This window comes from uncultured Phocaeicola sp., from assembly GCF_948499155.1.
Lineage (GTDB): Bacteria > Bacteroidota > Bacteroidia > Bacteroidales > Bacteroidaceae > Phocaeicola > Phocaeicola faecalis.
The window spans coordinates 59,285-76,883 of the sequence record NZ_CAOOSE010000018.1; the positions used below are offsets into that span (position 1 = coordinate 59,285).

A 17,599-nucleotide genomic window follows, 5' to 3' on the forward strand; every position below is an offset into this window, starting at 1 on the left:
AGTAAACTGTTTTCGGGCGAGCGAACCTCGCCCCTACGAACGAAACGACAGCATTATCCACGTTTTGACACAACCCCTTTTTGTAATTTTGCAGCATGAAAAAATATGTAGATGTCATAGTGCCGTTACCCATTGCCGGTCAGTACACTTATTCGCTTCCGGCAGAAATGGAGGAGAAAGTGCAGATGGGGTGTAGGGTTATAGTACCGTTTGGACGGAAGAAGTTCTATACGGCTATTGTCACTCATGTGCATTATGCAGCTCCCGAAGGTTATGAGACAAAAGATATAGAAGAGGTACTCGACTCAACTCCTGTGCTGCTGCCTAAGCAGTTTGAGTTTTGGGAGTGGCTGGCTTCTTATTATCTCTGTACATTGGGAGACGTCTATAAGGCTGCCATTCCGTCCGGCATGAAGTTGGAAAGTGAGACTTTAGTGGAATATAACCCGGATTTTGAAGCAACAGCTCCACTTCCTGAGAAGGAACAGAAATTATTGGATTTGTTGAGTTGCGATACGGAACAATGTGTCACACAGCTGGAGAAGGCTAGTGGAATGAAGAATATTCTTCCGGTCATTAAGTCACTGCTCGACAAGGAGGCCATTTACGTGAAGGAGGAACTGAAGCGTCATTATAAGCCTCGTACGGAGGCACGTGTGAAATTGGCTGACTCCGGTATCGATGAGGCCCGCTTACAACAACTTTTCAATGAACTGGGCCGTGCTCCCAAACAATTGGCACTGTTGATGAAGTATGTAGAACTTTCGGGCTGGGCATCGCGTGAAAGTACGTTGAAGGAGGTTACTAAAAAAACTTTATTGGAGAAGGCCGGTGGTTCTGCCGCCGTTCTTAACGGGCTGGTGGAAAAGGGAGTGTTTGAAATCTATCATCAGGAAATAGGACGTTTGGATAAAGGAATGCTGAAAACAGCGGATGTCAATCCATTGAATCCGGCACAACAACAGGCTTATCAGTCTGTTATTCAGAGTTTCAGAGAAAAGAATGTCTGTCTGTTGCACGGAGTGACGTCCAGTGGCAAGACTGAAATATATATTCATCTTATTCAAGAGGTGCTGAAGGCCGGTAAACAGGTTCTCTATTTATTGCCGGAGATTGCTTTGACTACTCAGATAACTGAACGTCTGAAGCGTGTATTCGGTCATCGTCTTGGCATTTATCATTCAAAATTCCCGGATGCCGAACGCGTGGAAATTTGGCAGAAGCAGTTGGGCGACGAAGGGTATGATGTTATATTGGGGGTGCGTTCCTCCATTTTCCTTCCATTCAAGAACCTGGGATTGGTAATAGTGGATGAGGAGCACGAGAATACATATAAGCAACAAGATCCGGCTCCTCGTTATCACGCCCGTAATTCGTCTATTATGCTTGCATCAATGTTTGGTGCTAAAGTCCTTTTGGGGACAGCCACTCCCAGTGTGGAGACTTACTTCAATGCAACATCGGGTAAATATGGGTTTGTAGAATTGAAAGAACGCTATAAAGATATTCAGCTTCCTCATATCGAATTGGTAGACATTAAAGAACTTGCTCATCAAAAAAGAATGCAGGGGCCTTTTTCGCCTCGGTTGGTTAAAGAGATAAAAGAGGCACTTGAACGTAAAGAGCAGGTGATTTTGTTTCAAAACCGTCGTGGCTTTGCTCCGATGATAGAGTGTCATACGTGCGGTTGGGTTCCGAAATGCAAGAATTGTGATGTGAGCCTTACTTATCATAAAGGCTTGAACCAACTGACTTGCCATTATTGCGGGTATACTTATCAAGTACCTCGTTCGTGCCCTGCCTGCGGTGGTGTGGAATTGATGAATCGGGGATTCGGAACGGAGCGTATTGAAGATGATATCAAATTGATTTTTCCCGAGGCAAGAGTGGCCCGAATGGACTTGGATACTACTCGGACCCGGACGGCATACGAGAAGATAATAGCTGATTTTGAACAGGGGAAGACAGATATTTTGATTGGTACACAGATGGTCTCGAAGGGATTGGATTTTGACCATGTCAGTGTAGTCGGTATTTTGAATGCCGATACAATGTTGAATTATCCTGATTTCCGTAGCCATGAGCGTGCTTTCCAGTTGATGGCGCAGGTAGCGGGACGTGCCGGAAGGAAGAACAGACAGGGGTTGGTGATTTTGCAGACAAAGTCTCCCGATTTGCCGGTAATTCATCAGGTGATATCGAATGATTATGAACAGCTTTACTATGACCAGTCTGCAGAACGACAGATTTTCAAGTACCCGCCTTATTATCGTCTCATCTATGTTTATCTGAAACATCGGAAAGAAGATATACTTGATATGGCGGCGGATGCGATGGCTGCACAACTCCGCTCCGGCTTGGGAAGTCGTGTATTGGGCCCGGATAAACCACCGGTAGCTCGTATCCAGACCTTATTTATTAAGAAGATTATGGTTAAAGTGGAACAGACCGCTTCGATAGCGAAAGTACGTGAATATTTGCTTGCCGTACAACGCGCCATTATTGAAGACGAGCGTTTCCGTTCTCTGTTAGTATATTATGATGTAGATCCACAGTAGTTATGAAAATAGAATTAGATGTGCATACCCACACCATTGCCAGCGGGCATGCATTCAGTACTTTACAGGAAATGGCGCAGGCTGCTGCCGACAAGGGGTTGAAACTGTTGGGAATAACGGAACATTCATCCGGTATTCCGGGAAGCTGTAATTCCATTTATTTCAGAAATTTGCATGTCGTTCCCCGGCAGATGTATGGCATCGAACTGCTGTTGGGAGCAGAGATAAACATCCTTGATGGGGAAGGTAATCTTGATATGGATGAAAATTATATGAGAATGTTGGATATTCGAATTGCCGGTATCCATTCTTTATGTTATAATTATGGCACGATAGACGAGAATACGCATGGCATGGTGAAGGCAGTCAGTAATCCTTTCATTCATATTATCAGTCATCCCGGAGATGGTACGGCCGAATTGCATTTCGAGCCGATTGTATTGGCGGCCAAGGAACATCATACTCTATTGGAGATAAATAACAGTTCTTTAAAACCGACCCGTAATAAGCCGGATGCCCGGGAGAACAATCTTGCTATCCTGCGGCTGTGCAAACAATATGAGGTGCCGGTTATTTTAGGAAGCGATGCCCATATCTCATTTGATATTGCCCGGTACGATTATGTGTACGACCTGTTGCAACTAACTGAGTTTCCTGAGGCACTGATTATGAATCGTGACGTGAAATCATTTAAAGAATATCTTTGCTTGTAAAGCTATATGAAAAGAATACTTTTTGTCTGCCTCGGCAATATTTGCCGTTCCTCTTCTGCAGAGGAGGTTATGCGTACTTTAATTCAAAAAGAAGGTTTGGAAAGAGAAATAGAAGTAGACTCTGCCGGTATCCTGAGCTATCACCAAGGGGAGTTGCCCGATAGCCGTATGCGTATGCATGCTGCTCGCCGGGGATACAATCTGACCCATCGTTCCCGCCCTGTCCATACAGAAGATTTTTATCACTTTGATATGATTATCGGTATGGATGACCGCAATATAGAGGACTTGATAGAGCGTGCACCTGATTTAGAAACAGAGAAGAAAATCCATCGGATGACAGATTATTGCAGGCTAAAGATGGCGGATTATGTACCCGATCCTTATTATGGAGGGGCGCAAGGTTTCGAGAATGTATTGGACATTCTGGAAGACGCCTGCGCCGGACTGCTTGAAGATATCCGTGCTATTTCTTCAACTCGGGATAACTGATTCGAGTGTGATACATCGTTTTCAGCTTTTCTTTAAACAGCGCTTTCACTAAGGCGATGTCTTTGAAGGTGATAGGGCATTCTTTGAAGAACCCTTCTGTAACTTGTGCATCTATAATCTTGTCTACTAAGGTGCCGATGCTTTCTTCTGTGTATTCGGGCAGGCTTCGTGAAGCAGCTTCTACGGAGTCGGCCATCATCAGAATGGCTTGTTCTTTTGTGAATGGGTTAGGTCCCGGATAACGGAACTTTTCAGTATCCACTTCTTCGTCAGGGTGTTCGTTTTTGTAGGAAATGTAGAAGTATTTGGTCAACCCTCTTCCGTGATGCGTACTGATAAAGTCTTTGATGACTTTGGGCAGGTTATGTTTCTCGGCAAGTTTCAGGCCATCTGTGATATGGCTGATGATAACTTGTGCACTTTGTTCATAGTTGAGACTCTTGTGTGGATTCACTCCTGATTGGTTCTCGGTAAAAAAAGCGGGATTTACCATTTTCCCTATATCATGATAAAGTGCTCCGGTACGGACTAACTGGCTTTTCGCACCAATCTTATTGGCAGCTTCCGCTGCTAAATTAGCCATTTGAAGGGAATGCTGGAAAGTACCCGGAGCTATTTCCGACATCTCACGCAGCAGACTGTTGTTGATATTGGAAAGTTCCACCAGCGTAACATTGGAAGTAAAACCGAAGGTCTTTTCCAAAATAAACAATAGCGGATAGGCAAACAGCAGCAGAATACCATTTATCATAAAATAGATATACATACGTGTATTCAGCTTCGTCAAATCATCTTCGTGAATTAGCTCAAAAGCAAAATACAGCAATGCATAGCTGGCAAAGACTACCAAAGCCGTTCGCAGGAGTTGCGAGCGTTGTGATAACTCGCGCAAACTATAGATAGACACCATACCTGCTACCACCTGCAGAAGAATAAACTCATGAGGGAAACGTAATGTGATGGAACAGAGCAGGATGATAGTGACGTGAGCCATGAACGCTGTTCGCGAATCAAGGAAGATACGCACTATAATCGGTATCATTGCAAAAGGCACGATGTAAATACTGGATAAACTCTGCGAGACCATGACGGAGGCGACAACCGGGAATAGTACAATTAATGCGAAAAGCAAGGTCAAACTGCCTTTACGGTCATAATAGTCGGCACGGAACAAATCCAGATAGACCATGAAGCAGAACAGGAATATTCCTACATAAAGTATTTGTCCGGCTAATGTCAACCGCTTCTCCTGTAAAGATTCGCTTCGCTTTTCCCATTCTTTCCGTAAAGATTCCAATATATTATAGGTCTGTTCGTCTACGATTTCTCCCCGATCGATGATTTTTTGACCATTTAGAACGAAACCGTTTGCATACGAGATATTGGAAAGCAAATCTTTTTGTGCCGCTTCGGACTTGGGCTCGTCATAAATAAGGTTCGGAGTAATATAATTGTTTAAGTTGCACTGTTGCAATACTTTCTTTTTATAATGTGTAGTGTCGGCATTCAGCAGGTATTCATAGGCATCCTTTACAGTATATAGCTGCTCCACCAATCGGCTCGTGGCCGTATTTTGTTCTACAGTTCGTATGGCAGTGATGCTGTCCTCTTCCATCCGGGTGAGATCATTACCGGCAATAATTCCATTTCTATACAACTCTTTCAACATACGTTCTATGTATCTCACATAATCTGTGCTGGGCAAAGAGTGACGGAGCGTTTTGTTATAATCTTCCCTTAACTTCTCAATCATGTTTTTTTCCACATTCTTTTCTATGTGGAAATAGGGTTGATAGGTGGCAAGAATACTATCCTGTTCTTTTTGCACTTGCATATCATTTTTATAAATGGGGAAATCGAACGATGCTTGTAGCAGTCCGTACTTCCATGGCTTATTGATGTCAAATTGATAGTTGAATTTGCCTTCATTGGGTAAAAAGTAAACTATCACCGACACAGTGGCAATGAAAATAAGGCTTTTATAGAGCAAATCTTTATATGAAAACCGTTTGCCGGTCTTGAAACTTTTCATAATCGTATATTTTTGCGCGCAAAATACGAAAAAATCGGGAAATTTAGATTAATTTTGCAGCGTATTTTATATAAAACAACAATGTCAGAAAGAAAAGTAAGAGTTCGTTTTGCTCCGAGCCCAACGGGAGCGTTGCATATTGGTGGTGTGCGCACTGCTTTGTATAACTATCTGTTTGCTCGTCAGCACGGTGGAGATTTAATTTTCCGTATAGAAGATACCGACTCAAATCGTTTTGTTCCGGGAGCGGAAGAATACATTATCGAGTCGTTCAAGTGGTTGGGTATTACGTTTGATGAAGGCGTAAGTTTTGGTGGTGACTTCGGTCCGTATCGTCAGTCTGAACGCCGCGATATTTATAAGAAATATGTGCAAGTCTTGCTGGATAACGATAAAGCTTACATCGCTTTTGATACGCCTGAAGAATTAGATGCCAAACGTAAGGAAATTCCTAATTTCCAGTATGATGCTTCAACTCGTATGGCTATGCGCAACTCTTTGACAATGTCGAAAGAGGAAGTCGATGCATTGGTGGCAGACGGTAAGCAATATGTGGTACGTTTCAAGATAGAACCTAACGAAGATGTCCATGTACATGATATCATCCGTGGCGAAGTGGTGATAAACTCATCTATTCTTGATGATAAGGTATTGTATAAATCTGCAGATGAACTGCCTACTTATCATTTGGCAAATATTGTGGATGATCATTTGATGGAAGTTTCTCACGTTATCCGTGGAGAGGAATGGTTGCCTTCTGCTCCTTTACACGTATTGTTGTACCGTGCTTTCGGCTGGGAAGATACGATGCCCGAATTTGCTCATCTTCCGTTATTGTTGAAGCCCGACGGAAATGGTAAACTGAGCAAGCGTGACGGTGATCGTCTCGGTTTCCCGGTATTCCCATTGGAGTGGCATGATCCTAAGACCGGAGAAGTATCATCCGGTTATCGCGAGTCGGGATATTTGCCCGAGGCAGTTATCAATTTCCTCGCTTTATTGGGATGGAATCCGGGTAACGACCAAGAAATCATGTCATTGGATGAATTGGTGCAATTGTTTAACTTAAGCCATTGCAGTAAGGCCGGTGCAAAATTTGATTTTGAAAAGGGAAAGTGGTTTAACCACGAATATATATTAAAGAAAGACAATGCTGAAATAGCAACATTGTTTATGCCTGTCCTGAAAGAAAATGGCATAGAGGCTCCTATGGATAAGGTGGTAACTGTAGTGGGATTGATGAAAGACCGCGTTAGTTTCATTAAGGATTTGTGGGAAACCTGTAAGTTCTTCTTTGTTGCTCCAACAGAGTATGATGAAAAGACCACCAAGAAACGTTGGAAAGAAGATTCTCCCGAGCGTATGCTGGAACTTGCAGACGTATTGGAAGCTTTGGATGACTTCTCGTTGGAGAATCAGGAAAAGGTAGTAATGAAATGGATAGAAGATAAAGGTTATCATTTGGGTAATATCATGAATGCCTTCCGTTTGACACTGGTGGGCGAGGGCAAAGGGCCGCACATGTTTGATATTTCTGCTGTTTTAGGAAAAGAAGAAACATTGAGACGCATTCGCCGGGCTGTGGAAGTGCTCAAGTAATACCGTGAATCATGATTTATAATCTAGTCATCTATATTTATCTATTCGGGGTTAAGCTGGCTGCATTGTTCAGCTCCAAGCCTGCCAAGATGGTGAAAGGTCATCGGGAGGTTTTTGAGATTCTGCGTGACAAGATTGACCGGAATGCTCGTTATATCTGGTTTCATGCAGCATCTTTGGGCGAGTTTGAGCAAGGACGTCCATTGATTGAGCGCATTCGCAAAGAGCACCCCGAGTATAAAATATTGCAGACTTTCTTTTCTCCTTCCGGATATGAAGTGAGAAAAAATTATCAGGGAGCTGATATCGTGTGTTATTTGCCTTTTGATACTCCTCGTAATGTGAGACGTTTTGTCGAATTGGCAAACCCTTGTATGGTATTCTTTATAAAGTATGAATTTTGGCAGAACTATCTGAATACACTTTATAAGAAAGGTATTCCGGTTTATAGTGTTTCATCTATTTTCCGTCCGAATCAGATATTTTTTCGCTGGTACGGTAAGGATTACCGTAAAGTGTTGAAGACTTTTGCGCATTTGTTTGTGCAGAATGAAGTTTCTAAAAAACTGCTGGCAAGTATTGGTGTTACAGATGTGACAATTGTAGGTGATACTCGTTTTGATCGGGTATTGGATATTTGCGCCGTTGCAAAAGAACTTCCTTTGGTAAAGGCATTTAAAGGGGATTCGAAAACCTTTGTTGCCGGTAGTTCATGGGGTCCTGATGAAGATATCTTTATCAAGTACTTTAATGAACATCCCGAAATGAAGTTGGTCATAGCTCCTCATGTAGTGAGTGATAGCCATCTGAAAGAAATCATGGAGAAGGTAAAACGCCCGTGTGTTCGTTATACAGAGGCAACAGAAGAAAATGTATCAAAAGCTGATTGTCTGATTATTGATTGTTATGGATTGCTTTCATCCATTTACCGTTATGGAGAAATTTCATATATCGGAGGTGGTTTTGGAGTGGGTATTCATAATGTACTTGAAGCGGCTGTGTATGGTATTCCGGTTATTTTCGGACCAAACAATAAGAAATTCCGTGAAGCTCAGCATCTTTTAGAAAAGAAGGGTGGGTTTGAAATCAATGATTATGAGGAATTTAAAAGTTTGATGGATAAATTCCTGACTGATGATAGCTATTTGCTGCAGGCGGGAAATGCAGCCGGAGATTATGTAAAGAACAACTCCGGAGCTTTGGAAAAAATCATGAAAGCTATCCGATTGTAATTCATTGTAAGGTACAATAATAGAAGCCGTTTGTGGGATAAGTATTATCTTTCAGGCGGCTTTTCCTTTTTATTTTTTTATTTAATTTCTATCTTTGCGTTCAAGAATCATATTATGAGCATTAATGACGATATATTGTTGTTGAAACTCATTCAAGGCGGTAATGAGCAAGCTTTTAAGTATTTATTTGATACTTATTTTGCGTCATTATGTCGTTTTGCACATGTTTATATATCAGATGTTCAAGACGCAGAAGAACTTATATTAGATCTTTTCGTTTATATTTGGGAACATCGAAGTGAGATAAATGTTACTCTTTCTTTTAAAGCATATCTTTTTCAGGCAACCCGTAACCGATGCTTAAATTATTTGCGCGACAATCGTCAAATGCTTCGTCTTGAAGAAGTGAGAGATGAAATACAAGATGAAGATATTTCTGCTCTTGAGATGGAAGAATTGCAGTATCTCATTATGGAGGCTATTTGTTCGTTGCCTAATAAGTGTCGGGAAGTTTTTCAATATAGCAGGCATGAGAATCTGACCAACAAAGAAATTGCAGAGAAAATGCAAATCTCAGTAAAGACTGTGGAAGCGCAGATAACCAAAGCTTTAAAGTTAATAAAGAACTTCTTGGACGAGAAATATACATATCTTTTTTAAAAAAAACTCTTTTTTGAATAAGGGTTATTTCATTTTAAAGTGTCATACAGTTGTAAAAAGCTAAAAAGACATACGAAATGAAAAAAGAAATACCCTGGATTCTAATTATTCAAAAGCTGAAACACGACATTACAGCTGAAGAAGAACACGACTTGACCGTGTGGTTGGCTGAGGATAACCATAGGGTAATTTTTGAGGAGTTGCAAATGTTGTGGCAAAGGGTGCAGGAAAATGCTGTTGATTATACTCCCGATACTAATTATTATTGGCAAGAGTTATCGAAGCGCATGAAGGCTACAGAGGTAAAAGCTGAACCTTCTGTTCATAAGACTCGTTTTGTATCTTTCAAACGCTATGCTGCTGTTGCTTCTGTTTTTTTGCTTATAGTCCTCTCTTGTACATTATATATAGGTATAAATTTGGGACGTCCGGAATCGGGTGCTCAGGTTTATACAAACTTAAGTGGTAAGTCAAAAGTTTATCTGTCAGATGGCACTCAAGTGTGTCTGCATACCAATACTTCCCTTTCCTTGCATACGGACTTTAATGATAACTCACGTCTGGTCAATCTCTTGGGTGAAGCATATTTTGATGTTAAGCATGATAAAGATCATCCTTTCGTAGTGGAGACTGAAGGTATGAAAGTGGTTGTACATGGAACAAAGTTTAATGTTACTTTTCATCCTGACTCTACTAATACATACGTGGGGCTTGTAGAAGGCTCTGTATCATTGGAGACGTCTAAAGAGCATCGTCTTATGCAACCGGGTGAAATGGCAACATTTAATAAGCTGAACAATGCCCTTTCAATTGAAAGAGGAGATGTCCACTTTATGACTTCGTGGGCTAATGATAAGATTATATTTAATGGAGAGTCTTTGGGGTATATTTGTCGCTTCCTTTCTAAATGGTATAGTGTGAAGATTAATCTGGCTCCATCTTTGTCTGATAAATATATTTATAGTTTTACTCTACGTCATGAAACATTAGAGGAAATTGTACGTATTATGGCACGCCTGAATCCATTAGAATACAATTTCGATGAACATAATGTGTTAACCATAAAAGAAATATCTAGTACTAACCCTTAAAAACATGATGCCTATGAAACATTGATGATATAAAAAAGGGAAGCTAAATAGGTTAGCATTCCCTCTTCTACATGAGTTAAATTAATTATTAACCGGAGGAATGAATAAAGAATTTGGTCGTTCTAGGCATTTATTCCCCACTAGTTAACTTTATAATCTACAAAAATATGAATTTAAAGAAATATTCCGCATTTATTTTAATGCTTTTTTGTACAACCTTTCTAATGGCCCAAACAGAAAAGCGTTTCTCCCTTTCTTTCTCAAATATTCCTCTATCAGAGGCTATGCCGAAAGTAGAGAAAGCTAGTGGCTATACATTTTTTTATAATCCCGCTGAAGTCAATATTAAGGTTAAGGTTAGCCTTTCCGTACAGAATGAAACTGTTCGCAAGGCTATGGATAAAATGTTGAATTCGGTCGGAATCGGTTTTGAAATAACAAATTCCCAAATCGTATTGTTTCCTAGCAATAAGAAGAGCACAGGAACACAAGGTGGTAAGGTGACAGTTAAAGGAAAAGTTGTCGATGCTACAGGTGAGCCGATTATTGGGGCAAATGTTGTAGAAAAAGGTACTGTTAATGGTGTAATTACAGATATTGACGGTAATTATCAGTTGAGTGTCTCTAAAGATGCAAGTCTTTTGGTGTCTTATATTGGCTATGTTCCACAGACCATAAAAGCGGGAACTAAAACCGAGATTTGTTTGGTGGAAGATTCCAAAACATTGGACGAAGTGGTTGTAGTAGGTTTTGGTACTCAGAAAAAAGTGAACTTGACCGGGGCTGTAGCTTCTGTTTCGAGTGAAGCTCTTGCAAATAAACCGGTTGCTAACATTGGCCAGGCTTTGCAAGGTGTTATTCCTAATTTGAATGTTTCAGCAACAAGTGCTTCCCCTGGAGCAGTTCCTTCTTTTAACGTTCGTGGAGGTACGTCAATGAGTCAGGATTCAGATGGCAAATGGCAGGTTGATGAAGGTAGTCCATTGATTTTGGTTGATGGTATACAAATGGATGCCACTTATCTTAATATGTTGAATCCTAATGATATTGAAAGCATTTCTTTATTAAAGGATGCTGCTTCGGCTGCTATTTATGGTGCTCGTGCTACGTATGGTGTAATGTTGGTTACCACTAAGTCTGGTCAAAAAGAACAAAGGCCAACAGTTACTTATAATTTTAGTATGCAGTGGAACACTCCATCGCATCGTCCTGATATTATGGATGCTTATACATTGCAATTGGCTGAAAATGAACGTACAGAATGGACTGGTAACTCTGTTTCGGATTGGAGTATGCAGTTATTGGAAGCCAAGAAAAAATGGATGGAAAATCCTACAGCAGAAAATGCTTGGATTTATCAGCAGGGAAGTACATCAAAATTTTCATGGGTTTCAAGCATGAATCCGTTTGAAGAAGTTGTAAGAGACTGGACACCATTGCAAAAACATACGGCCAGTATTAGTGGTGGAACTGCCAAAAGCCGTTATTATTTGTCCTTGGGATATCAGCATCAAGAAGGAATGTATAAAATAAATACAGATAAGCAAAATCGTTTTAATGGATTGATGAGTATCGATTCAGAAATTACCAAGTGGTTTAAAATCAATGCTAAGATTAGTTATAATGTTTCTAATTTGGATGAACCATATATTAATGCACAGAAGGGGTCTTTATGGTCTGCTATGATGGGAGAACCGGAACGTAATGTGTGTGCACCGGTGAAAACTGCTGCAACAGATCCCATGGGCGAAATGTGGACTGATAATATTATAGGTTGGTTGGCCTATGGAGCTACAAAAGAAACGAAACGTACCAATGCGGTGTTCAGTATCAATCCTACTATAACGTTGATGGACGGGTTGAGTTTGAAAGGTGAGTTTTCTTATCGCCCAAATGAATATTATTATAAAGAAGTAATTCCAACTCGTGAGTATGTGGTAGATAACTGGACATCTACTGTGAAAACTCACACTGATCCTTCCAGCATTTTAGAACAGGTAACTCATTCTGATTATTATACTATCAATGCTTATGCTAATTTTGATAAAACATTTGGAAAACATTATGTAGGAGCTGTAGCAGGTTTTAATCAGGAATGGTATACTTATCGTTATACAGGAGCTAAGGCTCAGGGTATTTTAACTCCTAATATTCCAGTGATAAATGCTGCTACTGGCAATCAATATGCTTATGATAGTGCAGAACATTGGGCTATTCGTGGAGCTTTTGCTCGTGTTAATTATATTTTTAATGATCGTTATCTGTTTGAGTTCAATGGTCGTTATGATGGTACTTCACGTTTCCGCAAGGAAGACCGATTCAAATTTTTCCCTTCTTTCTCCGCCGGTTGGAGAGTTTCTGAAGAATCCTTTATAAAAAATAATTGCACTTGGTTGGACAACTTGAAGTTAAGAGCTTCATGGGGCTCCTTGGGTAATCAGAATGTTTCTAATTATGCATATATCCCCGAATATGGTAGCGTTGGTTTTGTAAGTTGGAATATGGGGGGAAGTCGTCCAATGGGCATTTCTCCTTCGGGATTGATTTCTCCAAATTTGACTTGGGAAACAGCAACGACTATTGATTTCGGTATTGATGTGGCTTTATTGGGAAATCGTTTGGATTTGACTTTTGATTGGTACTCTCGTCGGACTAAAGATATTTTAATGGCAGGTGACAAGTATCCTAGTGTCTTGGGCGCTTCGGCACCTAAAAAGAATTCAGGTGTATTGCGCACAAATGGATGGGAATTGAGTTTGAAATGGAAAGACCGTTTGGCTAATGGATTAAATTACGATGTAAGCTTTGTTTTGTCTGACTATATAACCAAGGTCGTTCGCTTTGATGGTAATCCTAATAAATTACTTTCTTCTCTATATGCGGGTAAAACGATGGGTGAAATATGGGGATATAACAGTTTAGGTATTTTGCAAGAAGATGATTTTGTAACAGATGAAAATGGAAAACAAATATTACAAGGCGCTTCACAGTCTGATTTAGGCTCTACATGGTATCCGGGCGATCTTCGTTTTGAGGATTATGGGGGAAAAGAAAGTGATGATGAGCACAGAAGCAGTGTAGGCGCAGATGGTAAAGTTTCTACAGGACAGAATACTATTTATAATCCGGGTGACCGCAAAGTTATTGGTAACAGTACTCCGCGTTTCCGTTTTGGATTAAATGGTAATGTCTCATGGAAGAATATATCTCTCGGCATTTTCTTCCAAGGAGTTGCTAAGCGTGATGTTTGTATAACGGATCGTGCTTTATGGGGCGGAAACAATACTTCCGGAAACCGTGATACTTATAATAATTCATGGCGTCCTGACCGCACTAATGCGAAATATCATATGTATGGCAGAACTCAGAATTCAAGCATTGCACATACAGGAAATTTGTACAATGCTGCATATATTCGTTTAAAAACTTTGTCTTTGGGTTATAGCTTGCCTAAGTCATGGGTTACTAAAGTAGGAATGAATAGTGTTACTTTGAATCTTTCCGGTTATAATTTATTTGAAATTTCAGGTGTGCCTGATGTTTTTGACCCGGAATCAATTTCTTCATCTTACCCGATGATGCGCTCTGTATCAGTCGGTGCACAGATTAATTTCTAATTTTAAAAAGAAAAAGATTATGAAAATAAAAAAATATATATTGGCGTTGGGATTAGTTTCCATGCTTGTAGGATGTAATGATGATTTTATGGAACGTTATCCTTTGGATAATGTGACAGATGAGAATTTCTGGCAGACAGAAAGTGATTTGAAACTTTATTTAAATAAACTCTATCCTGCTTATATAAAAGGGCATGGTGATGGATGGTCGCAAGATAAATATATTACTCCGCTTCCGGTGACAGGAAGTCCTTTGGCTTATGGTGATTTTTATTCAGATAACTGTGTACGTACAGGTAGTGAACCAAAAGAATTGGCAGGGTTAAATAAAATTCCTACCGGGGCAGGAAGTGGTGGATGGAGCTGGACAAATTTACGAACTATTAATTTCTTTTTACAACGTTATCAACGTAGTAATCTTCCTGCTCAGAAGTTGGAACAATATGCAGGTGAGGCTTACTTTTTCAAAGCTCTTGATTATTATAAAAAGGTGTTATTTTTCGGTGATGTGCCTTGGTTGACTCGTGACTTAAATGTAGACTCAGAAGAATTGTATGCTCCACGTAATTCACGTGAAGAGGTTATGGATTCTTTGCTGATGTGTATTAATAAAGCCGTTGCCGGCTTGCCGCAAAAAGGAAAAGAAGAAAGTGGTCGTTTGAATAAGGATATGGCTAATTTTTTAAAAGCTCGTATTTGTTTGTTCGAAGGTACTTATCGTAAATATCATAAGGAACTAAATTTAAATGGAACTAAGTTCTTACAGGAATGTGTTACAGCTTGTAATGAATTGCTAGGCAAATATTCTTTATATACAGACAATTCAGGAGAGTCTTATTGGAAGATGTTTACGGCCTATGATTTTTCTAATAATAAAGAAGTTATTTTAGGTCGTACTTATATTCAGGATGAATTTGGTCATGCTTTTCAGCGTTATTATGACCAAAATAATAGTAACCGTCAATCAATGGGAGCAACCCGAGGGTTTATTGATGAATATTTGTGTGTTGACGGAAGACCTATTTATATAGGTGGTTCCGAAGGTAACTATGAAGAAAATCCAAATTTTGAAGGTTACGGAATGTGGAGAGAGTTGGAAAATCGTGACCCTCGTCTGGTGCAAACCATTTGTCGTCCTGGAGAACATGTTACTATCTATGAAGGAGGCATCGTTTCTTTGGAGGAGAATGGTATTAATTATCCGAAGATTAATTATAACACAAGCGGTTCTACTGTAACCGGATATCGTGTTATTAAACATTGGATGGGTGACATGGAAGAACAAGACCGTACGACTAACGGTATTCAGGCTGCTATCGAGTTCCGTTATGGCGAGCTGTTATTAATGTATGCTGAGGCTAAATATGAACTAGAAGGAACTTTGTCACAAGCAGATGTTGATATGACGATTAATGCTTTACGTGAACGAGCTGGATTTGATTTTGCAAAATATCCAACCTCAAAATTGGTGGTAGGACAAGAACCGGCAGACCCACGTTTGGATAAAATCTATGCAGAAAAATTGGATTATCCGGTTAGTCCGTTGCTTCGCGAAATCCGCCGTGAACGTCGCGTGGAATTGGCTATGGAAAATCATCGTTATGAAGACTTGATGCGTTGGAAGGCAGGTAAACTTCTGACAGTGCCTTTGCGCGGTATGCGGATGACTGATGAGATGCTGGAATTATATAGCGGCAAATATGAGAAGAAGGATACAAGTAAGCCGGGAGCAGAACGTTTTAGTGCAACTAAGGCTACTGTAGACAAGGATATCTTTTTGGATGAAGATGGATTTATTATCTGCTATCCGAAGAGTCCTTATAAATATACTATAAAAGGCACTCTGCCATGGGAAGACTATCGTTATTTATGGCCTATCCCTCGTGAGGAAATAACCATGAATCCGCAGCTCGAACAAAATCCAGGTTGGGAAGAGGCAGAGAATGATAAATAATTCTATTAAAACCTTCTACCGTAAAAAGATGCCTTGTAGCCCTTGCAGGGCATCTTTTTTTAATCATTTTTCTTTCTGAGGACAATATGTGTAGGTAATGGCAACAAAAATGGCAAGTCGTATTCGGTTGCTCTTGTTACTTTTGCATAGTCTTCATAGACAATCTTAATTATAATTCCTTTATTTATTGAACATGAAAAACAAATTCTTAAAGACTTTCATCTTATTCTCATTATTGGCAGCAGGAGCATCTGCTCAGCACAGCCATAAATTATTACCTGCCGAACAGGAAATTCCTTTAAATTATGGTGCTGACCGTTTAGGCAAACGCTATGATGCGGATATGCAGAAATTTCGCGATAACCGTCTGGGTGCTTTTATCCACTGGGGGCTGTATGCTATTCCCGGGGGTGAATGGAATGGCAAGGTCTATCCGGGAGCTGCCGAATGGTTGAAGTCATGGGCAAAAGTTCCGTCAGGCGAGTGGCTGGAATTGATGAAACAATGGAATCCGACGAAGTTTGATGCCAAGAAGTGGGCAAAGATGGCCAAAGAAATGGGAGTGCGTTATGTGAAGATTACCACTAAGCACCATGAGGGTTTTTGCCTCTGGCCCAGTAAGTATACAGAAAACACAGTAGCAAATACCCCATACAAGAAAGACCTTTTGGGAGAAATGATAAAGGCGTATAACGATGAGGGCATTGATGTACATTTCTATTTCTCGGTGATGGATTGGAGTCACCCGGATTGGCGTTATGACGTGAAGACTCCTGAGGACAGTGCTGCTTTCAGCCGTTTTCTGACGTTTACAGATAATCAACTGAAGGAACTTGCAACCCGTTATCCGACAGTAAAAGACTTTTGGTTTGACGGCACCTGGGATGCCAGCATTAAGAAAAATGGTTGGTGGACGGCTCATGTGGAGCGTATGCTGAAAGAAATGCTTCCGGGTGTGACAATCAACAGCCGTTTGCGTGCCGATGACTACGGAAAACGTCATTTTGATAGTAATGGTCACTTGATGGGAGATTATGAATCCGGTTACGAACGTCGTTTGCCCGACCCGGTGAAGGACTTGAAAGTGACCCGTTGGGATTGGGAAGCCTGTATGACAGTACCCGAAAATCAATGGGGATATCATAAAGACTGGTCTCTCAGTTATGTCAAGACGCCGGTAGAGGTGCTTGAACGTATTGTTCATGCTGTGTCTATGGGTGGAAATATGGTTGTAAACTTCGGTCCTCAGGCGGATGGGGATTTCCGTTCGGAAGAGAAGGAGTTGGCTAAATCCATCGGGACTTGGATGAAGAAGAACGGAACATGCATTTATGGTTGTGACTATGCTGGTTGGGAGAAACAGCCTTGGGGATATTACACCCGCAAAGGAGCGGATGTCTACATGGTTGTCTTCAATCCACCTTATTCAAAGCATCTGACAGTGAAAACGCCGAAAGGTACTCAAGTAGTGAAAGCTGTATTGCTGAATGGAAAAGAAGTGAAGGTGGTGGAGACGGCACGAAATGAGTATAATGTAGATATGCCTGCACAGGACCCCGGCGAACCATTTGTCATCAAACTACAGATAAAAGAGGCTGTTGGTGCCGCGGATAAATATCGTGATGCTTTAACTTGATGGGAAAGATGAATT

General features: G+C 40.6%; 11 protein-coding genes. 10 read left to right on the top strand and 1 reads right to left on the bottom strand.

Annotation, left to right across the window (positions count from 1 at the left end; all coding sequences use genetic code 11):
* Positions 1-95 precede the first annotated feature (95 nt).
* From priA to QYT14_RS12895, 3 genes are read left to right on the top strand one after another with little or no spacing between them, the layout of a single operon-like run.
* Complete coding sequence (gene priA, locus QYT14_RS12885; RefSeq protein WP_288325610.1) at positions 96-2,558, top strand: primosomal protein N'; 2,463 nt, start codon at positions 96-98, stop codon at positions 2,556-2,558.
* A gap of 2 nt (positions 2,559-2,560) precedes the next feature.
* On the top strand, positions 2,561-3,271 hold the full coding sequence (locus QYT14_RS12890) for a phosphatase (protein ID WP_288325609.1): 711 nt from the start codon (positions 2,561-2,563) through the stop codon (positions 3,269-3,271).
* Between the two features lie 6 nt (positions 3,272-3,277).
* Positions 3,278-3,763, top strand: a complete 486-nt coding sequence (locus QYT14_RS12895) for a low molecular weight protein-tyrosine-phosphatase (protein ID WP_288325608.1) — start codon at positions 3,278-3,280, stop codon at positions 3,761-3,763.
* Here QYT14_RS12895 and QYT14_RS12900 read toward each other — a convergent pair.
* Positions 3,738-5,795, bottom strand: coding sequence for an HDIG domain-containing metalloprotein (locus tag QYT14_RS12900; protein WP_288325607.1), 2,058 nt, complete (start codon positions 5,793-5,795; stop codon positions 3,738-3,740). The genes QYT14_RS12895 and QYT14_RS12900 overlap by 26 nt on opposite strands.
* An 81-nt stretch (positions 5,796-5,876) precedes the next feature.
* On the opposite strand from QYT14_RS12900, the gene gltX reads away from it, so the two are divergent.
* The 7 genes from gltX (at position 5,877) to QYT14_RS12935 (ending at position 17,584) form a co-directional block, all read left to right on the top strand.
* Positions 5,877-7,394, top strand: a complete 1,518-nt coding sequence (gltX, locus tag QYT14_RS12905; RefSeq protein ID WP_237039463.1) for a glutamate--tRNA ligase — start codon at positions 5,877-5,879, stop codon at positions 7,392-7,394.
* Between the two features lie 11 nt (positions 7,395-7,405).
* Entirely contained in the window at positions 7,406-8,626 is a 1,221-nt protein-coding gene (locus tag QYT14_RS12910) for a glycosyltransferase N-terminal domain-containing protein (protein WP_237039464.1), read from the top strand.
* Between the two features lie 114 nt (positions 8,627-8,740).
* Positions 8,741-9,286: an RNA polymerase sigma-70 factor gene (locus QYT14_RS12915; RefSeq protein ID WP_237039465.1), complete on the top strand. Its 546-nt coding sequence runs from the start codon at positions 8,741-8,743 to the stop codon at positions 9,284-9,286.
* A 77-nt stretch (positions 9,287-9,363) separates the two neighbouring features.
* Complete coding sequence (locus tag QYT14_RS12920) at positions 9,364-10,377, top strand: FecR family protein (protein ID WP_288325606.1); 1,014 nt, start codon at positions 9,364-9,366, stop codon at positions 10,375-10,377.
* A 167-nt stretch (positions 10,378-10,544) separates the two neighbouring features.
* Positions 10,545-13,994 (top strand): TonB-dependent receptor, encoded by a 3,450-nt coding sequence (locus QYT14_RS12925; protein ID WP_288325605.1) that lies wholly within the window; start codon positions 10,545-10,547, stop codon positions 13,992-13,994.
* Between the two features lie 19 nt (positions 13,995-14,013).
* The gene (locus QYT14_RS12930; RefSeq protein ID WP_288325604.1) at positions 14,014-15,948 is read left to right on the top strand and encodes a RagB/SusD family nutrient uptake outer membrane protein; all 1,935 of its coding nucleotides are present in this window, start codon (positions 14,014-14,016) and stop codon (positions 15,946-15,948) included.
* A gap of 193 nt (positions 15,949-16,141) precedes the next feature.
* Positions 16,142-17,584 (top strand): alpha-L-fucosidase, encoded by a 1,443-nt coding sequence (locus QYT14_RS12935; protein ID WP_288325603.1) that lies wholly within the window; start codon positions 16,142-16,144, stop codon positions 17,582-17,584.
* Positions 17,585-17,599: the final 15 nt, after the last annotated feature.